Annotated in this window: 24 protein-coding genes and 3 tRNA genes; 10 read left to right on the forward strand and 17 right to left on the reverse strand. The window is 66.9% G+C overall.

From position 1 onward, the window contains the following. Nucleotides 1–35: 35 nt before the first annotated feature. The 4 genes from rplJ to PGN37_RS10595 form a co-directional block, all read right to left on the reverse strand. On the reverse strand, nucleotides 36–563 hold the full coding sequence (gene rplJ, locus PGN37_RS10580; RefSeq protein ID WP_335330989.1) for a 50S ribosomal protein L10: 528 nt from the start codon (nucleotides 561–563) through the stop codon (nucleotides 36–38). A gap of 246 nt (nucleotides 564–809) precedes the next feature. Continuing rightward, nucleotides 810–1,712, reverse strand: a complete 903-nt coding sequence (locus PGN37_RS10585) for an ROK family protein (RefSeq protein ID WP_335330990.1) — start codon at nucleotides 1,710–1,712, stop codon at nucleotides 810–812. Nucleotides 1,713–1,716: 4 nt separating this feature from the next. Further along, nucleotides 1,717–2,679, reverse strand: coding sequence for a helix-turn-helix transcriptional regulator (locus PGN37_RS10590; RefSeq protein ID WP_335330991.1), 963 nt, complete (start codon nucleotides 2,677–2,679; stop codon nucleotides 1,717–1,719). A gap of 37 nt (nucleotides 2,680–2,716) precedes the next feature. Further along, nucleotides 2,717–3,337 (reverse strand): TetR/AcrR family transcriptional regulator, encoded by a 621-nt coding sequence (locus tag PGN37_RS10595; RefSeq protein ID WP_335330992.1) that lies wholly within the window; start codon nucleotides 3,335–3,337, stop codon nucleotides 2,717–2,719. A gap of 42 nt (nucleotides 3,338–3,379) precedes the next feature. Here PGN37_RS10595 and PGN37_RS10600 point away from each other — a divergent pair, with 42 nt between their 5' ends. After that, entirely contained in the window at nucleotides 3,380–3,988 is a 609-nt protein-coding gene (locus PGN37_RS10600; protein WP_335330993.1) for a TetR/AcrR family transcriptional regulator, read from the forward strand. Here PGN37_RS10600 and PGN37_RS10605 read toward each other — a convergent pair. Then, nucleotides 3,934–4,506, reverse strand: a complete 573-nt coding sequence (locus PGN37_RS10605; protein ID WP_335330994.1) for a DUF308 domain-containing protein — start codon at nucleotides 4,504–4,506, stop codon at nucleotides 3,934–3,936. The two genes, PGN37_RS10600 and PGN37_RS10605, sit on opposite strands and share 55 nt — an antisense overlap. Before the next feature lie 127 nt (nucleotides 4,507–4,633). Between PGN37_RS10605 and PGN37_RS10610 the strand changes: the two genes are divergently transcribed. Genes PGN37_RS10610 through PGN37_RS10620 form a run of 3 tightly spaced genes read left to right on the forward strand, consistent with a single transcriptional unit; the run spans nucleotide 4,634 to nucleotide 6,641 of the window. Continuing rightward, a complete protein-coding gene (locus tag PGN37_RS10610) occupies nucleotides 4,634–5,467 on the forward strand; it encodes an oxidoreductase (RefSeq protein WP_335330995.1) in 834 nt (277 codons plus the stop codon). A gap of 37 nt (nucleotides 5,468–5,504) precedes the next feature. Beyond that, a complete protein-coding gene (locus PGN37_RS10615) occupies nucleotides 5,505–6,041 on the forward strand; it encodes a DinB family protein (RefSeq protein ID WP_335330996.1) in 537 nt (178 codons plus the stop codon). A gap of 3 nt (nucleotides 6,042–6,044) precedes the next feature. Beyond that, the gene (locus tag PGN37_RS10620; protein ID WP_335330997.1) at nucleotides 6,045–6,641 is read left to right on the forward strand and encodes a DinB family protein; all 597 of its coding nucleotides are present in this window, start codon (nucleotides 6,045–6,047) and stop codon (nucleotides 6,639–6,641) included. 3 nt (nucleotides 6,642–6,644) lie between these two features. Here the strand turns inward: PGN37_RS10620 and PGN37_RS10625 are convergent, their stop codons facing one another. Further along, a complete protein-coding gene (locus PGN37_RS10625; RefSeq protein ID WP_335330998.1) occupies nucleotides 6,645–7,241 on the reverse strand; it encodes a TetR/AcrR family transcriptional regulator in 597 nt (198 codons plus the stop codon). A gap of 82 nt (nucleotides 7,242–7,323) precedes the next feature. Here PGN37_RS10625 and PGN37_RS10630 point away from each other — a divergent pair, with 82 nt between their 5' ends. The 5 genes from PGN37_RS10630 (at nucleotide 7,324) to PGN37_RS10650 (ending at nucleotide 12,638) form a co-directional block, all read left to right on the forward strand. Continuing rightward, on the forward strand, nucleotides 7,324–8,304 hold the full coding sequence (locus PGN37_RS10630; protein WP_335330999.1) for an oxygenase MpaB family protein: 981 nt from the start codon (nucleotides 7,324–7,326) through the stop codon (nucleotides 8,302–8,304). Continuing rightward, complete coding sequence (locus tag PGN37_RS10635; protein WP_335331000.1) at nucleotides 8,301–9,656, forward strand: ABC1 kinase family protein; 1,356 nt, start codon at nucleotides 8,301–8,303, stop codon at nucleotides 9,654–9,656. The genes PGN37_RS10630 and PGN37_RS10635 overlap by 4 nt, the downstream gene beginning before the upstream one ends. After that, a complete protein-coding gene (locus PGN37_RS10640) occupies nucleotides 9,656–10,561 on the forward strand; it encodes an alpha/beta fold hydrolase (RefSeq protein WP_335331001.1) in 906 nt (301 codons plus the stop codon). Before PGN37_RS10635 ends, PGN37_RS10640 begins: the two co-directional genes overlap by 1 nt. A 134-nt stretch (nucleotides 10,562–10,695) precedes the next feature. Next, nucleotides 10,696–11,574, forward strand: a complete 879-nt coding sequence (locus tag PGN37_RS10645) for a cyclopropane mycolic acid synthase family methyltransferase (protein ID WP_335331002.1) — start codon at nucleotides 10,696–10,698, stop codon at nucleotides 11,572–11,574. A 164-nt stretch (nucleotides 11,575–11,738) separates the two neighbouring features. Then, complete coding sequence (locus PGN37_RS10650; RefSeq protein WP_335331003.1) at nucleotides 11,739–12,638, forward strand: cyclopropane mycolic acid synthase family methyltransferase; 900 nt, start codon at nucleotides 11,739–11,741, stop codon at nucleotides 12,636–12,638. A gap of 259 nt (nucleotides 12,639–12,897) precedes the next feature. Here the strand turns inward: PGN37_RS10650 and rplA are convergent, their stop codons facing one another. From rplA to PGN37_RS10705, 11 genes are all read right to left on the reverse strand, one after another. Then, entirely contained in the window at nucleotides 12,898–13,605 is a 708-nt protein-coding gene (gene rplA, locus PGN37_RS10655; RefSeq protein WP_241205088.1) for a 50S ribosomal protein L1, read from the reverse strand. A gap of 75 nt (nucleotides 13,606–13,680) precedes the next feature. Continuing rightward, on the reverse strand, nucleotides 13,681–14,109 hold the full coding sequence (rplK, locus tag PGN37_RS10660) for a 50S ribosomal protein L11 (RefSeq protein WP_046361080.1): 429 nt from the start codon (nucleotides 14,107–14,109) through the stop codon (nucleotides 13,681–13,683). A gap of 55 nt (nucleotides 14,110–14,164) precedes the next feature. Further along, the gene (gene nusG / locus PGN37_RS10665; protein WP_442932907.1) at nucleotides 14,165–14,920 is read right to left on the reverse strand and encodes a transcription termination/antitermination protein NusG; all 756 of its coding nucleotides are present in this window, start codon (nucleotides 14,918–14,920) and stop codon (nucleotides 14,165–14,167) included. 125 nt (nucleotides 14,921–15,045) lie between these two features. Further along, nucleotides 15,046–15,504 carry a preprotein translocase subunit SecE gene (gene secE, locus PGN37_RS10670; protein WP_335331005.1) on the reverse strand — a complete coding sequence of 153 codons (459 nt, stop codon included), beginning with the start codon at nucleotides 15,502–15,504 and terminating at the stop codon, nucleotides 15,046–15,048. Between the two features lie 100 nt (nucleotides 15,505–15,604). After that, nucleotides 15,605–15,677: transfer RNA gene (locus tag PGN37_RS10675), tRNA-Trp, on the reverse strand. A 125-nt stretch (nucleotides 15,678–15,802) separates the two neighbouring features. Next, the gene (hadC, locus tag PGN37_RS10680) at nucleotides 15,803–16,333 is read right to left on the reverse strand and encodes a (3R)-hydroxyacyl-ACP dehydratase subunit HadC (RefSeq protein ID WP_335331006.1); all 531 of its coding nucleotides are present in this window, start codon (nucleotides 16,331–16,333) and stop codon (nucleotides 15,803–15,805) included. A 14-nt stretch (nucleotides 16,334–16,347) separates the two neighbouring features. Next, nucleotides 16,348–16,776 (reverse strand): (3R)-hydroxyacyl-ACP dehydratase subunit HadB, encoded by a 429-nt coding sequence (hadB, locus tag PGN37_RS10685; RefSeq protein WP_335331007.1) that lies wholly within the window; start codon nucleotides 16,774–16,776, stop codon nucleotides 16,348–16,350. Continuing rightward, entirely contained in the window at nucleotides 16,763–17,242 is a 480-nt protein-coding gene (gene hadA, locus PGN37_RS10690; protein ID WP_335331008.1) for a (3R)-hydroxyacyl-ACP dehydratase subunit HadA, read from the reverse strand. Before hadA ends, hadB begins: the two co-directional genes overlap by 14 nt. Before the next feature lie 15 nt (nucleotides 17,243–17,257). After that, entirely contained in the window at nucleotides 17,258–17,425 is a 168-nt protein-coding gene (gene rpmG / locus PGN37_RS10695) for a 50S ribosomal protein L33 (protein WP_003929651.1), read from the reverse strand. A gap of 38 nt (nucleotides 17,426–17,463) precedes the next feature. Further along, nucleotides 17,464–17,537 (reverse strand) — tRNA-Met (locus PGN37_RS10700). 28 nt (nucleotides 17,538–17,565) lie between these two features. Continuing rightward, a tRNA-Thr gene (locus PGN37_RS10705) sits at nucleotides 17,566–17,638 on the reverse strand. 123 nt (nucleotides 17,639–17,761) lie between these two features. On the opposite strand from PGN37_RS10705, the gene PGN37_RS10710 reads away from it, so the two are divergent. Further along, the gene (locus tag PGN37_RS10710) at nucleotides 17,762–18,478 is read left to right on the forward strand and encodes an MBL fold metallo-hydrolase (RefSeq protein ID WP_335331009.1); all 717 of its coding nucleotides are present in this window, start codon (nucleotides 17,762–17,764) and stop codon (nucleotides 18,476–18,478) included. The last annotated feature ends 7 nt before the right edge of the window (nucleotides 18,479–18,485 follow it).

Consider the following 18,485-nt stretch of genomic DNA (forward strand, 5'->3'; position numbering starts at 1 on the left):
TGTCTGTAAGTGGTGTGCAGAACGTGCGGGAGCCGCTATGCGGCTTCCTCAGCGGCCTTCTTCTCTTGCAGCGCGGCAGCCAGACGTGCGACCTGCGACGCCGGAGCGTTGAACAGGCCGGCAGCCTTGGTCAGATTGCCCTTCATCGCGCCGGCCAGCTTGGCCAGCAGCACCTCGCGCGACTCGAGGTCCGCGATGCGGTTGACCTCGTCGACGGACAGCGCGCGGCCGTCCATGTAGCCGCCCTTGATGACCAGCGCCTTGTTGTCCTTGGCGAAGGTCTTGATCGCTTTGGCGGCGTCGACGGCCTCTCCCTTGACGAACGCGATCGCGGTGGGACCGGCGAACAGTTCGTCGAGACCTTCGATGCCTGCCTCCGCCGCCGCACGCTTGACCAAGGTGTTCTTGGCAACGGTGTAGGTGGCGGAGTCGCCGAGCGAACGGCGCAGCTGCGCGAGGTTGGCGACCGTCAGTCCGCGGTATTCGGTGACTAGCGTCGCCGTCGCCTCCTTGAACTGTTCGGCGATGTCGGCGACCGCGGTGGCCTTGTCAGCCTTGGCCATGCATGCCTCCTCGTGGTGGGTGTACGGATGTCCCGTCGAGGAGCGCCGGCCAGACGCAGGAGAGAAGGTCTTACATGTCGTGAAACGACGAACGCCCCGACGCAGACAGGTCGGGGCGCACACATGTGAGGTACGTGCCTCGTCCTCCTGCGTGGGCCGCCGGGTGAAACCCGGACCTTCAACCATGTGACTGGTGACCGACGGTCTTCGGTGGAACGCCAGCAAGAATAGCCTGCTGCGCCCCGATCAGCCAAAACGGCCGAGGGCGGCGGCGCCGATCAGTCCGGCGTCACCTCCCAGGCGGGCCGGCACGACCTGCAGGCCGCGCAGGAAACTCAGCCCCGCGTACCGGTGCAGCGCGGTCCGCAGCGGGTCGAACAGCAGCTCCCCCGCGCGGGAAACACCGCCGCCGATGACCACGCGGTCCAGGTCGCAGACCGCGCCGACGGAGGCGATCATCCGAGCCAGCGCGTCGGCGGCGCGGCCGAATGCCTGCAACGCCACCGGGTCGCCCAGGCGCGCGTCCGCGGCCAACTCCTTGGCGCCGGCCTCGAGCGGGGCCTGCCATCCGTGCTCGCGCGCCCATCGCGCAAGCCACGGACCGGCAGCCACTGTCTCCACGCAGCCGTGCCCGCCGCACGTGCACGGCGCACCGCCGGGTTCCACCACCACGTGACCGACGTGGCCGGCGTTACCCGTCCGTCCGTGACACGGCGCGCCGTCGAGAACGAGGCCACCGCCGACACCGGTCGAGACCACCATCCCGAGCAGGAACCGGGCTCCGACGGCCGCGCCGAGCCACTGCTCCCCCAACGCCATGCACAACCCGTCGCCGCCCAGCCGCACGGCGGAGCCCGCGCGTTCGGCCACTCGCTCCACGAGTGGAAAGCGTTGCCAGCCAACGATATTGATCGGACTGACGGTTCCCGCGGGGACGTCGATGGGTCCGGCGGACGCGATGCCGACGGCATCCACACCGCCACCGGCGGCGGCCAGAGCGTCGACGAGCAGAGTGTCGGCCACGGCCCACACCGCCTCGGCGTCGGCGCGCGGGGTGGGCAGTTCGGCGCGGTAGCGCAGCGCACCGGCGTCGTCGACCAGTCCGACCGCCAGCTTGGTACCGCCGACGTCGAGGGCGAGCGTGACCATCACGTCATTCTCGCGTGTGGGTGGCGCGCCGCAGCCGCTCGCCCATCACGGCCATCGCATCGGCCAGTTCGGCGGACTCCAGGATCTCGAAGTCTGCGTCGACCATCGACAGCCAGGGAACCATCTGCCGGGGATCGTCGGCGCCGGCGGTGACGATGGTGGCGTCGGGGCCGTCGGCTTCGACATCCACCGCTCCGGGCGGGAAGTACGGGGCGACGGTCTCGATGGGGGCGTGGTACCGAACCCGGGCCACATACCGGTAGGGCGACGTGCTGATGGATCGGCGTACGTAGGCGGCCGCGTCGGGAGCGTCGCGGGCGGTGAAAGTGGTGCCGACGGCCGCGACGTCGGACATCCGGTCCAGCCGCAGGCTTCGCCAGTCCTCCCGGTCGCGGTCGTAGGCCAGCAGGTACCACCGGCGTCCCGTCGTCACCAGCTGGTAGGGCTCCAAGCGGCGTCGCGTCGCGGTGCCGCCCCGGTCCACGTAGCCGGCGGTGACGTGTTCCCGGTCCCGGCTGGCCCGCGCGAGTGTCATCAGCACCTCGGGCTCGACGACGGATTCGGGGGCGCCCGAGGTCAACGTGACCGTGGCCTCGTGGACGGCGGAGACCTGGGAGCGCAGCCGCCGCGGCATCACCTGGTCGAGCTTGCTGAGCGCCCTCAGCGCCGATTCGCCGACCCCGGCGACGCTGCCGCCCGCGGCGAGCCGCAGGCAGACCGCCATCGCGACGGCTTCCTCCGGGTCGAGGAGCAGCGGCGGCAGAGCGGCGCCGGCGCCCAGCTGATAACCGCCGCCGTGACCTCGGCTGGCGGCGACGGGGTAGCCGAGCTCGCGCAGCCGTTCGACGTCGCGGCGCACGCTGCGGGTGGTGACGCCCAACCGGGCGGCCAGCTCCTCCCCCGACCAGACCCGTCGTGACTGCAGCAGACCGAGAAGCTGCAGCACGCGGCTCGTCGTCTCGGACACCTCGTCAGCCTGACACAGCCATAGGACAGGATTTGTCCTATCGCGCAGTGCCGTCGGCGACCGCGCGCCAGATGGTCTGGCAGGTTTGACTGGTGTCGCCGATCGCCTCGGCGGAGATCTTCGACGCCTGGTAGAAGTTGCGTTCGATCATCCAGCACAGCGCGCGGGCAAGTGCCGCGGCGCCTTCCGGACCGTCATGAGACGGGACACCGCAGCGCTGGAGGACCTGGGCTATCACGTCGATGGATTCCTCGGCCGCCGCGGACCACATCTGCCCGATGTCGGGCACGGTCGTACCGAGGTCGACGGCCATTCTCATCACCGGGCCGTGGGCGAGCCACAGTGCTGCCGTGCGCTCGACCGCGCCCGCGATCACCTCGTCGACCGACCTGCTGTCGGTGCGGGCCAGACCGGCCTCCTCGGTCAGGACCTGCGCCGTGCGGGCCACCAGCGCCGCGAGGACGTCGTGTTTGGAGCCGAAGTAGAAGTACAGCGCCGCTCGGGTGAGCCCGGCGGCCTGCGCGATGTCTCCGACGGTCATGGCGGCGTAACCGACCGTGGACAGCAGGTGTTCGGCGGAGTCGAGGATCTGCTGCTCGCGCAGATCGCCCTTGCGCACGGTTGGCGCCGCCCGCCTGGACTGCCACGGCTTGCTCATACGGCCGGACCCACGGACATGGCCGAACGCTACCGTAGCCACATGGCGAGCGAGCGCGGCAAGTCGAGCGACGCGGGCGCCCGGATCCGGCCCGTCGTGCTGTCCCATGCCGCCGATCTGTTCGCCGAACGGGGGCCGGCAGCCACCAGCCTGCGAGATATCGCCGATCGCTCAAAAGTCAACGCGGGACTCATCTTTCGCCACATCGGCAACAAAGAAGCCGTCGTGGCCGCAGTCTTGGAGCATCTCGCCGATCAGCTCGAGGCGGCCCGGTCCACTGCAGCGGCGCCCGAAGACGTGGAAGGCCTGGCGCACCGCAATTGGACGGTGATCGCCCGCGCACTGCTCGACGGTTTCGACGTCGGCCGCCTTCAGCACCGGTTCCCGAACGTGGAGCACTTGGTCAGTGTCGCCCGGGACCGCCTCGGCGACGAGGACGCTGCGCGGGTGGCCACCGCCGACGCGTTGGCGCTCCAACTGGGGTGGCACCTTTTCGGTCCGTTCTTGCGAGCAGCGACGGGTCTCGACGACCACGTACCGACGGGGCCGCCGAGCGGTGGGGTGCTCACCGACCAGTTGACCGATCCCCGGGGCGGTCAGCGCCTGCGCCGTGCCGAGACAGCGAGCCAGCCCGCCGACACGACGAAGTAGAGAGCGCCGAACGCGGCGTACGGCGCGATGTCGGCCACACTCGGCGATTGCGCACCGCCGGCCTTCACCAGGAACATCGCTCCGGCGGCCACGGATTGCGCTCCGCTGACCACCATGACCCACTGCCCACCGGCACGGGTGCGACGACGCAGTGCGGTCGCGAGTTGCAGCGCGCCGGCCAGTGCAGCCCAGACGCCGAACACCGCAAGAACGGCGTTCATGTTCTGCGTGAGTGCTGCGCCGACGGCCAGCGTGGTCACGACGCTGACCACAGCGTTGACCGTCTGGGTGGGACTGCGCCGTACACCCGCGCCCCGCCGGGCGTCGGCGATGTTCGCGAGAGCATCCCACGCCGGGTAACCGGCCAACAGGACCGCCGACACCACGGGTGACATCGGCCCCACGGTGAGCGCCGCGGCGACCCAGGTCAGCGAGAACACTCCGCGTACGGCGTAGTAACCCGGCAGCCACGCCGTTTCTGCTGTTGCGCGGCGCTCTTCGCGGGTGATCTCTGACATCGCTTCCTCCATGTGTAGTCGACTGACTACATAACTGTAGTCGATCGACTACACGGCGGTCGGAATGAAATCGACATTGCGTCGATTATTTATCAACGCAACGTCAATCAACGAATCTGGAGGGTTCATGCGCACGCTTTTCGTCACTGGAGTGAGTTCCGGATTGGGCCGAGCCATCGCGGCGACTGCCCTGCAACACGGCGATCGGGTGGTGGGCACGGTTCGCAGCAGTGACGACAGACGAGCCTTCGAAGCACTGTCCCCGGACCTCGCCCACGCCCGATTGCTGGACGTCACAGACGACGAGGCCGTGTTCGCGACGGTGGCCGACGTCGAGGCGACGGTCGGCGCAATCGACGTCGTCATCGCCAATGCCGGCTACGGCGTCGAAGGCGTCTTCGAAGAGACCCCGCTCGCGGTCATGCGCGAGCAGTTCGCCACCAATGTGTACGGCGTGGCAGCCACGCTGCAGGCCGCGCTGCCCGGGATGCGAGCCCGGCGAGCGGGCCACCTCATGGCGGTCACCTCGATGGGCGGACTGATGGCCGTGCCCGGGATGAGCGCCTATTGCGCCAGCAAGTTCGCCGTGGAGGGGATGCTCGAGAGTCTGCGGCATGAAGTGTCCCCGTTCGGCATTCACGTCACGGCAATCGAGCCGGGGTCTTTTCGCACCGAGTGGGCGGGCCGATCGATGACGCGTACCCAGCGCCGCATTTCCGACTATGACGCTCTGTTCGATCCGATACGCGCCGCGCGGCGCACCAAGAGCGGTCGTCAGCTGGGCGATCCGGCCAAAGCCGCGCAGGCCATCCTGTCGATCCTGCAGGTCGATTCGCCGCCTGCCCACCTCGTGCTGGGCTCGGACGCGCTGACCCTGATCGGGACCGCCCGCGCGGCGGTCGACGCGGACATCCGCACCTGGGAGCACGTGTCACGGACTACCGACTTCGAAAGCTCATAGGACCGTATCTGTCCGCAACTGGTGCGAGGCTGAGGCCATGGACGTCACCGACGAACTGATCGACCAACTCGACCTGCACTGGCGGACGCAGCTGCGACCGCGCCTGGAGGGCTTGACCGACGACGAATACTTCTGGCAGCCGGTCCCGGACTGCTGGACCGTGCACCACGACGGCCGCGTCGACTTCGCCTATCCACCACCGCAACCGGAGCCCTTCACCACGATCGCGTGGCGGATGGCGCATGTGATCGTCGGCGTGCTGGCGATGCGCAGCCACTCGCACTTCCAGGGGCCGCCCGCGGATTACGACTCCTGGACCTACGCCACCGACGCCGCGACCGCGCTCGCCCAACTCGACGAGGAGTACGAGCGCTGGCTCCGCGGTGTCCGCAGCCTCGACGCGCAGGCCCTGGCACAGGTGTGCGGCCCGGCCGAAGGCCCCTACGGCGAGCGGCCGATGATCACGCTGATATTGCACATCACTCGTGAGATGATCCACCACGGAGCCGAAATCGCTTGCATCCGTGACCTTTACGCACACACAAACCCTCTCGCACACACAAAGGAGAACTGAGAGATGCCCGGACTCCCCCCGCCCGCCGACGGCGAGCGCCAGACCCTGATCGAGTTCCTGCGGTTCAACCAGAACGCGTTCTTCGCGGTGGCCCACGGGCTCACCGACGAGCAGGCCCGCGCGACCCCGTCGGCGAGCGCGCTGTCGGTCGGCGGCCTGGTCAAACACGCCGCCGGCGTCCAACGCGGCTGGCTCAACCGGGTTCTCGCAGCTCCCGACTTCCCCGCGCCGGACCCGCGGCCCCTCGAGGAGCAGATGGCCGAATTCGCCGACCAGTACGTGATGCGTGACGACGAGACGTTGACCGGTCTCCTCGACGACCTGCGCACCGTCAACGACGACGTGCTGGTGGCGTTCGCCGAGCGGGACCTCGACACTCGCGTCCCGGTCCCCCATCAGGTGCCGTGGTTCCCCAGCGACGTCGATTCCTGGACCGTGCGCTGGGTGGGATTCCACCTCATCGAGGAGCTGACCCGGCACGCCGGACACGCCGACATCATCCGCGAAACCTGCGACGGCGCAACGATGTACGAGTTGATGGCCGCCCACGAGGAATGGCCGGAGACCGACTTCGTCAAGCGCTGGCGCCCGGCGAGCTGACCCTCAGCGCAGCACCAGGGCGAGCGCGTGGTCGACGACGGCGTCCAGGTCGTCGCCGAGGCGCCCAGCCAGCCACTGCTGCGCCATCTCGGCCATCGCGCCGGTGTACAACGCGGCCGCGACCTGTGCGGCCACCCGGTCGGAACCCGGGTGTAGTCGCCACCCCTCCGACAGCACCGCCTCTCGCAGCAGATCCTGCGTGGCGGCCCGGCGGGCGGCGAGCACCGGGTTGGCCCGGGCGTCGGTGAACAACACTCGGCCACGGCGCGGATCACTCGAGCTGAACTCGAGCACCGCGGCCATTCCGGCGCGGGTGCGGGCCGACAGAGATTCACTCGACGAGGTCATCGCGGTGTCGACCGCGGCCGCCAGCTCGGCGCTGACACGGTCGTAGACGGCGCCGAGCAGTACGTCGACGTCAGCGAAGCTCTCGTAGAAGTAGCGCGAGTTCAGGCCGGTCTCCCGGCACACGGACCGCACCGAGAGCGCCTGCTCACCGCCCTCCCCGAAGATGCGGTAGGCAGCGTCGACCAGCAGTTCCCGTCGCTCGGCGCGGCGGTCGACCAGCGGTACGCCCGCCCATCTCGTGGGAGTCGACACCCGACAAGGGTAGGCCGCCGCAGATCTGGTCACAACCGTATCCAGAAGCTAAACTGGGCACACCCGTGACCAGGAGGATGAGATGTTCCTGCCGCACCAGCTCATCGGCCAGGTGCTCGACCGGCGCTTCGACCAGGACGTGCGCCGCCACTTCTTCAAGGGGATGGAGTTCAGCGCACCCGCAGGCGATCCAGGCTGGTTCGGCCCCGGCAGCGCCGTGTGGCACGTGCACTCGCACACCCACGCGCTGATCTTCGGGCTGCAGTGCGCCGCGTTCCTCGAGCGCCTCGACCCGTCCATCTACTGGATGGGCGTCCATCACTCCCGGCTGGTCCGCGACGACACCCGCGACGATCCGATGCCGCAGATCGACCCCAAGGGTGCGCTCACGCGGCTCGGACACTCCGTCGCCTTCTTCATCGGCACGGCCTACGGCTCGACAGAGACCGCCGAACGCCTGGCGGCCACGGTGGCGTCGATGCACCACACGATCAAGGGCACCAGGCCCGACGGGGCTCGGTATGACGCCGACGACCCCGAGTGGCTGCGCTGGAACTATGCGACAGTCGTCTGGGGTATTGCCACCGCACACGAGCTCTACCATCCGAATCCATTGCGCGGCAAGAAGATCGACCGATATTACGGTGAGTTCGTGCGCGTCGGACACGCGCTGGGCGGCACCGATCTGCCCACGACGAAGGCCGAAACGCTGGACTGCCTCGAGTCCTACCTGCCCAAGCTCGCGGTCACCTACGGCACCGCCATGGCGACCGGGCCGAACCTGCCGCTACCGCAGGCGGCGCTGAACTGGGCTGTGCGCGACACCATGCCGTCCTGGGCCAAGGGATTGATCCAGCACAGCAACCCCAACATCGTCGAGCGCACCGCCCGGCGCGCCCTCGTGTGGTCGATCATCAACGGCGTCTCCGCCGCCTCCGGCCCGATGCCCGAATTCACGAAGGCGAAAGCGCGGGCGGCCGCGAGCTCACACTCGGGAGAGCGTGTGACCCGGGGCACACACATTTTCGAGCGTGCAGGCTCTTTTGAGACACTGCAGGGATGAATGCAACGCGGAACACACAGCACCGCGAGGTAGCCAGGCTCGACCGGGTGCCCCTGCCCGTCGAGGCCGCGCGCATCGGCGCGACCGGCTGGCAGGTGACGCGCACCGGCGCCCGGGTGGTGTCGAATCTGCGCTCCCGCGGTTCGCTGCAGCAGAAGATCGTCAAGCAGATCCCCCAGGCCTTCGCCGACCTCGGCCCCACCTACGTCAAGTTCGGCCAGATCATCGCGTCCAGCCCGGGTGCGTTCGGTGAGCCCCTGAGCCGAGAATTCCGCAGCCTCCTCGATCGCGTCCCGCCTGCCGACACCGAGGCTGTGCACAAACTGTTCCGGGAGGAGCTGGGCGACGAGCCGGCGAACCTGTTCGCCTCCTTCGACGAGAAGCCGTTCGCCTCCGCATCCATCGCGCAGGTGCACTACGCGACGCTGCACAGCGGTGAAGAGGTCGTCGTGAAGATCCAGCGGCCGGGCATCCGCCGTCGCGTAGCCGCCGATCTGCAGATCCTCAAGCGGGGTGCCCGCATCGTCGAGTTCGCGAAGCTCGGGCAGCGGCTCTCCGCGCAGGACGTCGTGGCCGACTTCGCCGACAACCTGGCCGAGGAGCTGGACTTCCGGCTGGAGGCGCAGTCGATGGACGCCTGGGTGGCCCACATGCACGCCTCTCCGCTGGGCAAGAACATCCGGGTGCCGCAGGTCTACTGGGATCTCACCAGTGAGCGGGTGCTGACCATGGAAAGCGTCTCGGGGGTTCGCATCGACGACGTGCCCGCGATCCGGAAGAAGGGCTTCGACGGCACCGAATTGGTCAAGGCTCTGCTGTTCAGCCTGTTCGAGGGTGGACTCCGGCACGGCCTGTTCCACGGTGATCTGCACGCCGGCAACCTCTCGGTCGACGACGACGGCAAGATCGTGTTCTTCGACTTCGGCATCATGGGCCGCATCGATCCGAGGACCCGGTGGCTGCTGCGCGAGCTGGTGTATGCGCTGCTGGTCAAGAAGGACCACGCCGCGGCGGGCAAGATCGTCGTTCTGATGGGTGCGGTCGGCACGGTCAAACCCGAGGCGCAGGCAGCCAAGGATCTCGAGAAGTTCGCCACCCCGCTGACCATGACGTCGCTCGGTGACCTGAGCTACGCCGAGATCGGAAAGCAGCTCTCCACGCTGGCGGAGGCCTACGACGTGAAACTGCCCCGCGAGCTGGTGCTCATCGGGAAGCAGTTCCTCTACGTCGAGCGCTACATGAAGCTGCTGGCGCCCAGCTGGCAGATGATGAGCGACCCGTCGCTGACGGGTTACTTCGCGAACTTCATGGTGGAAGTGTCCCGGGAGCACGACCAGGAGCTGGACGCCTGATGCAGGTGAGCAGTGGCACTGCACCATCCGGCGAGATCGACATCCACTACGAGGACATGGGCGACCCGGGTGATCCGGCGGTGCTGCTGATCATGGGGCTGGGTGCGCAGATGATCTTCTGGCGCACCGAGTTCTGCGAGAAGCTGGTCAACCAGGGGCTGCGCGTGGTGCGCTTCGACAATCGCGATTGCGGGCTATCGGGCAAGCTGCGCGGCCGGCGCTCCGGGGCCCCGCTGCCGCTCAGCATGGCGCGCTCGTTCCTCGGTATCGCGAGCCCGGCGCCCTACCGGCTCGAGGACATGGCCGACGACACGGCCGCGGTGGCCGACCACCTCGGCATAGGGCGCGCGCACGTCGTCGGGGCATCGATGGGCGGCATGATCGCGCAGGTGTTCGCCGCGCGCCACGCCGATCGCACGCGCTCGCTGGGCGTAACCTTCTCCAGCAACAACCAGCCGGCGCTCCCGCCGCCCGGCCCGCAGCAACTGCTCGCGATCCTGTCCAAGCCGTCGGGTACCGGTCGCGACGCCATCGTCGACAACGCGGTCAAGGTCAGCAAGATCATCGGCAGCCCCGGATACCCCCGGTCCGACGGTGCGCTTCGCGCTGAGGCCATCGAGGGCTTCGACCGGTCCTACTATCCGGCAGGGATCGGCCGGCAGTTCTCGGCGATCCTGGGCAGCGGCAGTCTGCGCCACTACAACCGCGCCACGCGCGTCCCCACGGTCGTGATCCACGGCACCGCCGACAAGTTGATGCGCCCGTCCGGCGGCCGCGCGATCACCCGCGCGATCCCCGATGCCCGACTGGTCCTGCTCGACGGCATGGGGCATGAGCTGCCTGAACCCCTGTGGGACGACATCGTCGGTGAGCTGAAGACGACGTTCGCGCAGGCGCGCCGATGAGGCTCTGAAGCTGCAGGAACGTCAATTCGGCCGATTCGGGACTGCCGGGTACACCACGTAACATGCGTGTCGGACATGCGTGACCGCCGTTTCAGGAGATCCTCTTCGGGCAGCGTGCCCAGGAAGCCACTCTCATGGCCTCGAACAAGAAAAATCTGACTCCCCACTTCGACGACGTCCAGGCGCATTACGACCTGTCCGACGAGTTCTTCCGCCTGTTCCTCGATCCGTCGCAGATGTACAGCTGCGCCTACTTCGAGCGCGACGACATGACGCTGGAAGAGGCGCAGCGCGCCAAGGTCGATCTGGCGCTCGGCAAGCTGGGCCTCGAGCCCGGGATGACCCTGCTCGACGTCGGCTGCGGCTGGGGTTACACGATGATGCGCGCGATCGAGCTCTACGACGTCAACGTCATCGGCCTGACCCTCAGCGAGAACCAGAAAGCACACGTCGAGCACACGTTCGCCGCATCGGACAGCCCGCGCACCAAGGAAATTCGGCTCGAGGGCTGGGAGAGCTTCGACCAGCCGGTGGACCGCATCGTCTCCATCGGGGCGTTCGAACACTTCGGCAAGGACCGCTGGGACGACTTCTTCACCACCGCCTACAAGGTGCTGCCCGATGACGGCGTGATGCTGCTGCACACCATCACCGCACTGACGATCCCGCAGATGATCGAACGCGGCCTTCCGCTGACGTTCTCGGTCGCGCGGTTCATCAAGTTCATCCTCACCGAGATCTTCCCGGGCGGGTACCTGCCGACGATCGAGCTGGTCGGCGAGCATGCCGGCACAGCGGGCTTCACGTTGACCCGTGAGCAGTCTCTGCAGCCGCACTACGCGCGCACGCTGGACCACTGGTCGGCCGCGCTGGAGGCACACAAGGACGAGGCGATCGCCGTCCAGTCCGAGGAGGTCTACGACCGCTACATGCACTACCTCACCGGGTGTGCCGACTCGTTCCGCAAGGGCTACACCGACGTCAACCAGTTCACGTTGGTCAAGAAGCCCTGAGCGGATTGGCCTGTGGAGATGCCCACCGGATAGGCTGATCGCCCGAGAGAGCGTGTTTACCGCAAGGCCGTGCGCTGTTTGGGTACGGTCGGTTCACCATCGCGACGTCGCATCGGGCGGGGGCCCTCGACTCGAGGCCCCACGACAGGAAGACCAAGAAACACATGTCTGACAACTCCACCGGCACCAAGGATCTGACGCCTCATTTCGAGGACATCCAGGCCCACTACGACCTGTCGGACGACTTCTTCGGTGTGTTCCAGGACCCCACGCGCAAGTACAGCTGCGCGTACTTCACCGGTCCCACCGTGACCCTGTCGGAAGCCCAGATCGCCAACGTCGATCAGCACCTGGACCGGCTCGACCTGAAGCCGGGCATGACCTTGCTCGAGGTCGGCTGCGGGTGGGGCCTGACGTTGCAGCGCGCCATGGAGAAGTACGACGTCAACGTCATCGGACTGACGCTGAGCAAGAACCAGCAGGCCTACTGCAGCCAGCTGCTGTCGAAGCTGGACACCGAGCGCACGTTCGACGTCCGCCTCGAGGGGTGGGAGCAGTTCCACTCCCCGGTCGACCGGATCGTGTCGATCGAGGCCTTCGAGCACTTCGGGTTCGAGCGCTACGACGACTACTTCAAGACGTGCTACGACGTCCTGCCTGACGACGGCCGTATGACGATCCAGAGCAGCTGCGGTTACCACCCGTACGACCTGCAGGCCCGCGGCAAGAAGCTGACGTTCGAGCTGGCCCGGTTCGCGAAGTTCATCGGCGAGGTTATCTTCCCCGGCGGCCGCATCCCGACGACGCAGATGATGGTCGAGCACGGTGAGAAGGCCGGCTTCTCCGTGCCGGAGACGTTGTCGCTGCGCAATCACTACATCAAAACTCTGGGCATCTGGGCAGCGCGCCTGGAGCAGCACAAGGACGAGGCCATCGCTGCTGCCGGCGAGCAGTCGTACAACGACTACATGCGTTACCTGACCGGCTGCCAGTACTACTTCGTCGACGAGGCGCTCGACGTCAGCCTGGTCACCTACCTGAAGCCGGGCGCCGCGGCCGCCTGAGAGCCGCCCACTGTTTCGCCGATGCCGGCGCGCTCGCCCGTCGCCGGTGTTATGTTGCTGGCAAGGGCTCCTCGACCACCGCATCAGGGTTCGATGTGGGGGACAACTCGGATCTCCGGCTGATACCGCTCACCTGTCGTTCGTGGGGGACGACGGCTGCGCCTCAGCCGGGCTCGCCGGTGGTCGAGGAGCTTTTTGATTCCCTCTGAACACGAAAAAGTCCCCCACGCCGAAGCGTGGGGGACTTTGCCGTAGAGGCTTACTCCTCCGTGAAGTTGCGGGTCACCGCCGGGTCCACCGGAATGCCGGGGCCCGTGGTGGTCGAGACGACGACCTTCTTCAGGTAGCGGCCCTTCGACGAGGACGGCTTGGCGCGCAGGATCTCGTCGAGCGCGGCGCCGTAGTTCTCCACCAGCTTGGTCTCGTCGAACGAGGCCTTGCCGATGATGAAGTGCAGGTTGGCCTGCTTGTCCACGCGGAAGTTGATCTTGCCGCCCTTGATGTCGTTGACGGCCTTGGTGACGTCGGGGGTCACGGTGCCGGTCTTCGGGTTCGGCATCAGGCCGCGGGGGCCCAGGATGCGCGCGATGCGGCCGACCTTGGCCATCTGGTCGGGGGTGGCGATCGCGGCGTCGAAGTCGAGGAACCCGCCCTGGATCTTCTCGATCAGGTCGTCGCTGCCCACGACGTCGGCGCCGGCGGCCAGCGCCTGCTCGGCCTTGTCGCCGACGGCGAACACTGCGACGCGGGCGGTCTTACCGGTGCCGTGCGGCAGGTTGACGGTGCCGCGCACCATCTGGTCGGCCTTGCGGGGGTCGACGCCCAGGCGGATCGCGACCTCGACGGTGGCGTCCTGCTTCTTCGACGACGTCTCCTTGGCCAGCTTCGTGGCTTCCAGCGGCGTGTACAGCCGGGTCTTGTCGACCTTCTCGGCGGCTTCCTTGTAGGCCTTGCTGTTCTTGCTCATTGATGTCTCCTAGTTGCTGAGTTGTGGTTGGCGGGCCGTAGCTGGCCCTCCCACGACTTTGGTGTCCAACGACACTTATTCGACGGTGATTCCCATGGAGCGGGCGGTACCGGCGATGATCTTCGCGGCCTGATCGATGTCGTTGGCGTTGAGATCTTCCTTCTTGGTCTCGGCGATCTCGCGCACCTGATCCCAGGTCACCTTGGCGACCTTGGTCTTGTGCGGTTCACCGGAACCCTTCTGCACGCCGGCAGCCTTGAGCAGCAGCTTGGCTGCGGGCGGCGTCTTCAGCGCGAACGTGAAGGTGCGGTCCTCGTAGACGGTGATCTCCACGGGGATGACGTTGCCGCGCTGCGACTCGGTCGCCGCGTTGTACGCCTTGCAGAACTCCATGATGTTGACGCCGTGCTGGCCGAGCGCGGGACCGACCGGCGGGGCGGGGTTGGCCTGCCCGGCCTGGATCTGCAGCTTGATCAGCCCGGAGACCTTCTTCTTCGGGGGCATGGTTGTGCTGTCCTTCTTCTATCTCGTGGGCTTCCTCATGGCCGAGGAGCCCGGCTTAAATCTTGGCGACCTGGTTGAAGGTCAGTTCGACCGGCGTCTCACGGCCGAAGATCGACACCAGCACCTTGAGCTTCTGCTGTTCGGCGTTGACCTCGCTGATCGACGCCGGCAGCGTCGCGAACGGCCCGTCCATGACGGTGACGGACTCGCCCACCTCGAAGTCGACCAGAATCTCGGGACGCTCCATCGACGCCTCAGACGATGCCGCCGACGTCGACGCAGCCTTGCCGGGCTTCTTCGCCGCCGCCGGGGGCAGCAGGAACTTCACCACGTCGTCGAGCGACAGCGGCGACGGCCGCGACGTCGCGCCGACGAAGCCGGTGACACCGGGGGTGTTCCGCACGGCGCCCCACGACTCGTCGTTGAGCTCCATGCGCACCAGGATGTAGCCGGGCAGCACCTTGCGATTGACCTGCTTGCGCTGGCCGTTCTTGATCTCGGTGACCTCTTCGGTGGGCACCTCGACCTGGAAGATGTAGTCGCCGACGTCCAGGTTCTGCACGCGGGTCTCGAGGTTGGCCTTCACCTTGTTCTCGTAGCCGGCGTAGGAGTGGATCACGTACCAGTCGCCCGGCTTGAGACGCAGCTCCTTCTTGAGCGCGACGGCGGGGTCTTCGTCTTCGTCGACAACGTCCTCAGCTGTGGCCTCATCGGCGGCCGGGGCGTCATCCGGTGCGTCGACCAGCGGTGCGTCTTCCACGGCCTCGGCCGGGCTGGTCTCGTCGAGATTGCCGGCCCCCGCGGCGGTGATCACCACCGCCGGATCCGCATCGGCGATGCGTGCCTCGGACACGTTCGCGGCGCTCTCGCCGTCGAAGCTGGTCACGTGTCAGTCCTCTCTCAGATGTATTGCGTCGGGTGGGGTGACCGCGTAGGTCAGCCGAACACCAACGTCACGAGCTTGGCCAGGCCCAGGTCCACTCCGCCGATCAGCGCCACCATGAAGACCAGGAACACCAGTACCACGGTGGTGTAGCTGACCATCTGCTTGCGGTTCGGCCAGATGACCTTGCGCAGCTCGGCGACAACTTCCTTCAGGTAGTTGAGGACGAAGAGGATGGGATTGCGAGACGGCCCGTCCTTGGGCTTGCGCGCCGTCTTCTTCTTCGCCTTCGGACCCTTGCCGTTGTCCTTGCCTCCCGACCCGTCGGTCTGGGGCGCGGCATCGGCGTCGTCGGCCGCGGTGTCGTCGACATCCGCTGCCCGACGCGACCGCTTGCCGGTGGGTCGCAGCGGACGGTTCACGACCGCGGTCTGCGCTCGTGCGTCACCGCCGTCGGTCTCCGCGCCGCTGTCGGTGCCTGTCGAGCTGGCACCGTCACGCTCGTCGCTCACCGCGTGCTCCCTCGTGATCGGTCGTCATGGGTCCCGGTTCGTGGGCCCTGGTGTCCAGTATCCAGACCGGCCGGCCCCACGCATCGAGTATTCAGTTGAGCAGGGGCGACAGGACTTGAACCTGCAACCTGCGGTTTTGGAGACCGCTGCTCTGCCAGTTGAGCTACGCCCCTAGAGGGTTCCCTGCAGGGCTCACACAATTTGCGCGCTCCCCGTGCGGTGAACAAAGCCCCGACGGACAGCGCGCTCAACTGGGAAAACCCAAGTGCCGAGTGTAGCGCGCCGCGGGTCGGAGTTACTAATCCGTCGCCGGCTCGGCGTCGTGCGTGACGGGCTTGCGCACCACCTGGCCCGTCTGCGGATCCCACCCCGCCGAGATGGAGTTGTCCCCTTCGTGGCCCATCAGGGTGGTGAAGGACTCCATCACGATCTCGCCGTCCGGATCGGTCAGCACGTTGCGGGTGGTGACGATGTCGGCGCCGAACCGCTCGTCGACGGTCTGGATGTGCATCGTCCCGTTGAGCGCGTCCCCGGCCTTGATCGGACGGTGGAACAGGAATTTCTGGTCGACCTGGACGATCTGCATCGTCTCGAGACCCACGTCGACGTGCTGGAAGAAGTGGTTCTGGATCATCACCGCGAAGATCGCCATGAACGTCGGCGATGCGATCAGCGATTCGTGCCCGAGTTCGGCGGCGGCCTTCTCGTCCAGCGTGGCCGGATCGGTGGCCTTCACGGACTTCGCGTACTGGCGGACCTGTTCGCGGCCCACCAGGAAGGTGTCGGGATACTCCCACACCATGCCGCGAATGTCGGTTTTGAGTGCCATGTGCGCAGACCTGCCTATGCCAGCTTGGCGACGGCCACGGCCCGGCCGAAGATCTTCTTGCCGCCGGCCGTGGCCGTGAGCGCGATGGACACCGACTTCGATTCCGCATCAACGGATTTCACGCGGCCACTGAACACGATCTCGGCGCCCTTACCGTCGTTGGGGACGGGGACGACGGCGGTGAAGCGCACGTTGTACTCGGTGACAGCGGCCGGGTCGCCCACCCATGAGGTGACGTACCCGCCGCCCAGGCCCATGGTCAGCATGCCGTGGGCGATCGCGGTGTCCAGGCCGACCTGCTTGGCGATCTCGTCGTCCCAGTGGATGGGGTTGAGGTCGCCGGAGACGCCGGCGTAGTTGACCAGATCAGCCCGCGTCAACGGGATGACCTTCTCGGGGAGCTGATCGCCCACCTTGACCGAACTGAACTCACGCAGTGCCATCTGAAAAGCCACTCTCTCCGTCTTCTTCGCTCCGCCCCGCCAGGGTGGTGTAGGACTCCTGGACGACGTCGCCGTTGCCGTTGCTGACGATGTTCTTGGTGACGATGATGTCGGTGCCGTGCGCCGTGCGGACCGAATCGATCCACACGTCGATGTACAGCGTGTCGCCGGCCTGGATCGGGCGGACGAACTTCAGCGACTGATCGACCTGGACGATCTGGGCGTCGGCGATCGCGATGTCGGCGGAATCGAACATCGCCCGCTGCGCCTGGTAGCCGAACACCGAGATGAACGTCAGCGGAGCGAGCAGAGCGTCGTACCCGAGGTCCGCGCTGGCCTGCTCGTCGAAGAACGCGTCGTCGTCGTTCTTGACCGCGGTCGCGTACTCGCGGATCTTCTCACGGCCGACAACATAGTGATCGGGATGGCGGTAGTGCAGCCCGACGAACTCGTCCAGGAAAGACACGGCGCAGCGGTGGTCCTAGCGGGACTCTTTGTGAGCCTGGTGCTTGCCGCAGTTCGGGCAGAACTTCTTGATCTCGAGCCGGTCGGGATCGTTGCGGCGGTTCTTCTTGGTGATGTAGTTGCGGTGCTTGCACACCTCGCAGGCCAAGGTGATCTTGGGCCGTACGTCGGTACTGGAGGCCACGGCAGTCGTCTCTTTCTTCTTTGTCGCATTAGTTCTTGTAGCGGTGGGGGGACTCGATCCCCCGACCTCACGATTATGAGTCGTGCGCTCTAACCAGCTGAGCTACACCGCCCCGGACGGACCTGCACAGCGGTCCACCGAGCCCCCTAACGGAATCGAACCGTTGACCTTTTCCTTACCATGGAAACGCTCTACCGACTGAGCTAAGGGGGCCTGCAGCACGTCACGGTGCGACGAGCCTTGAAAAGGGTACATTCTCACCGATTGCGGCGCCAAACCGCTGGTCGTGCCGGGCACGCCACAGCTGATCAAGGCCTACCGCCTACGCTGACCCGCATGGCCGAAGACGATCGTCTCTACTTCCGACAGCTCCTGTCGGGCCGCGACTACGCAGCCGGTGACATGATCGCCGAGCAGATGCGCAATTTCGCCTATCTGATCGGAGATTCGGAGACCGGCGACGCCGTCATCGTCGACCCGGCATACGCCGCCGGGGATCTGGTCGACGTCCTCGAATCCGACGGCATGCGGCTTGCTGGAGTGTTGGTCACCCATCACCATCCCGATCACGTCGGCGGCTCGATGATGGGCTTCGAACTCAAGGGCCTGGCCGAGCTGCTGGAACGGGTCAGCGTGCCGGTGCACGTCAACACTCACGAAGCCGACTGGGTCTCCCGGATCACCGGGATCGCCCCGAGCGAGCTGACCGCCCACCAGCACGGCGACACCGTCGAGGTCGGCGCGATCGCGATCGAGCTGCTGCACACGCCTGGTCACACGCCCGGCAGCCAGTGCTTCCTGCTCGACGGCCGGCTGGTCGCCGGGGACACCTTGTTCCTGGAGGGCTGCGGCCGCACGGATTTCCCCGGCGGCAACGTCGACGACATGTTCCGCAGCCTGCAGGCGCTGGCCGCACTGCCCGGTGATCCGACCGTGTTTCCCGGCCACTGGTACTCGGCCGCCAAGAGTGCCCCGCTGGATTCCGTCCGGCGCAGCAACTACGTCTACCGCGCGAGCAGCCTCGATCAGTGGCGCACGCTGATGGGCGGCTGACGGCCCC

The sequence above is a fragment of the Mycobacterium kyogaense genome (assembly GCF_036946525.1).
GTDB classification, from domain to species: Bacteria; Actinomycetota; Actinomycetes; order Mycobacteriales; family Mycobacteriaceae; genus Mycobacterium; species Mycobacterium kyogaense_A.

What these genes read in the sequence shown, in the direction of transcription:
- rplJ (WP_335330989.1), bottom strand. Translation starts at nt 563, where the DNA reads ATGGCCAAGGCTGACAAGGCCACCGCGGTCGCCGACATCGCCGAACAG.
- PGN37_RS10585 (WP_335330990.1), bottom strand. Translation starts at nt 1,712, where the DNA reads ATGGTCACGCTCGCCCTCGACGTCGGCGGTACCAAGCTGGCGGTCGGA.
- PGN37_RS10595 (WP_335330992.1), bottom strand. Translation starts at nt 3,337, where the DNA reads ATGAGCAAGCCGTGGCAGTCCAGGCGGGCGGCGCCAACCGTGCGCAAG.
- PGN37_RS10600 (WP_335330993.1), top strand. Translation starts at nt 3,380, where the DNA reads ATGGCGAGCGAGCGCGGCAAGTCGAGCGACGCGGGCGCCCGGATCCGG.
- PGN37_RS10605 (WP_335330994.1), bottom strand. Translation starts at nt 4,506, where the DNA reads ATGTCAGAGATCACCCGCGAAGAGCGCCGCGCAACAGCAGAAACGGCG.
- PGN37_RS10610 (WP_335330995.1), top strand. Translation starts at nt 4,634, where the DNA reads ATGCGCACGCTTTTCGTCACTGGAGTGAGTTCCGGATTGGGCCGAGCC.
- PGN37_RS10615 (WP_335330996.1), top strand. Translation starts at nt 5,505, where the DNA reads ATGGACGTCACCGACGAACTGATCGACCAACTCGACCTGCACTGGCGG.
- PGN37_RS10620 (WP_335330997.1), top strand. Translation starts at nt 6,045, where the DNA reads ATGCCCGGACTCCCCCCGCCCGCCGACGGCGAGCGCCAGACCCTGATC.
- PGN37_RS10630 (WP_335330999.1), top strand. Translation starts at nt 7,324, where the DNA reads ATGTTCCTGCCGCACCAGCTCATCGGCCAGGTGCTCGACCGGCGCTTC.
- PGN37_RS10635 (WP_335331000.1), top strand. Translation starts at nt 8,301, where the DNA reads ATGAATGCAACGCGGAACACACAGCACCGCGAGGTAGCCAGGCTCGAC.
- PGN37_RS10640 (WP_335331001.1), top strand. Translation starts at nt 9,656, where the DNA reads ATGCAGGTGAGCAGTGGCACTGCACCATCCGGCGAGATCGACATCCAC.
- PGN37_RS10645 (WP_335331002.1), top strand. Translation starts at nt 10,696, where the DNA reads ATGGCCTCGAACAAGAAAAATCTGACTCCCCACTTCGACGACGTCCAG.
- PGN37_RS10650 (WP_335331003.1), top strand. Translation starts at nt 11,739, where the DNA reads ATGTCTGACAACTCCACCGGCACCAAGGATCTGACGCCTCATTTCGAG.
- rplA (WP_241205088.1), bottom strand. Translation starts at nt 13,605, where the DNA reads ATGAGCAAGAACAGCAAGGCCTACAAGGAAGCCGCCGAGAAGGTCGAC.
- rplK (WP_046361080.1), bottom strand. Translation starts at nt 14,109, where the DNA reads ATGCCCCCGAAGAAGAAGGTCTCCGGGCTGATCAAGCTGCAGATCCAG.
- hadC (WP_335331006.1), bottom strand. Translation starts at nt 16,333, where the DNA reads ATGGCACTCAAAACCGACATTCGCGGCATGGTGTGGGAGTATCCCGAC.
- hadB (WP_335331007.1), bottom strand. Translation starts at nt 16,776, where the DNA reads ATGGCACTGCGTGAGTTCAGTTCGGTCAAGGTGGGCGATCAGCTCCCC.
- PGN37_RS10710 (WP_335331009.1), top strand. Translation starts at nt 17,762, where the DNA reads ATGGCCGAAGACGATCGTCTCTACTTCCGACAGCTCCTGTCGGGCCGC.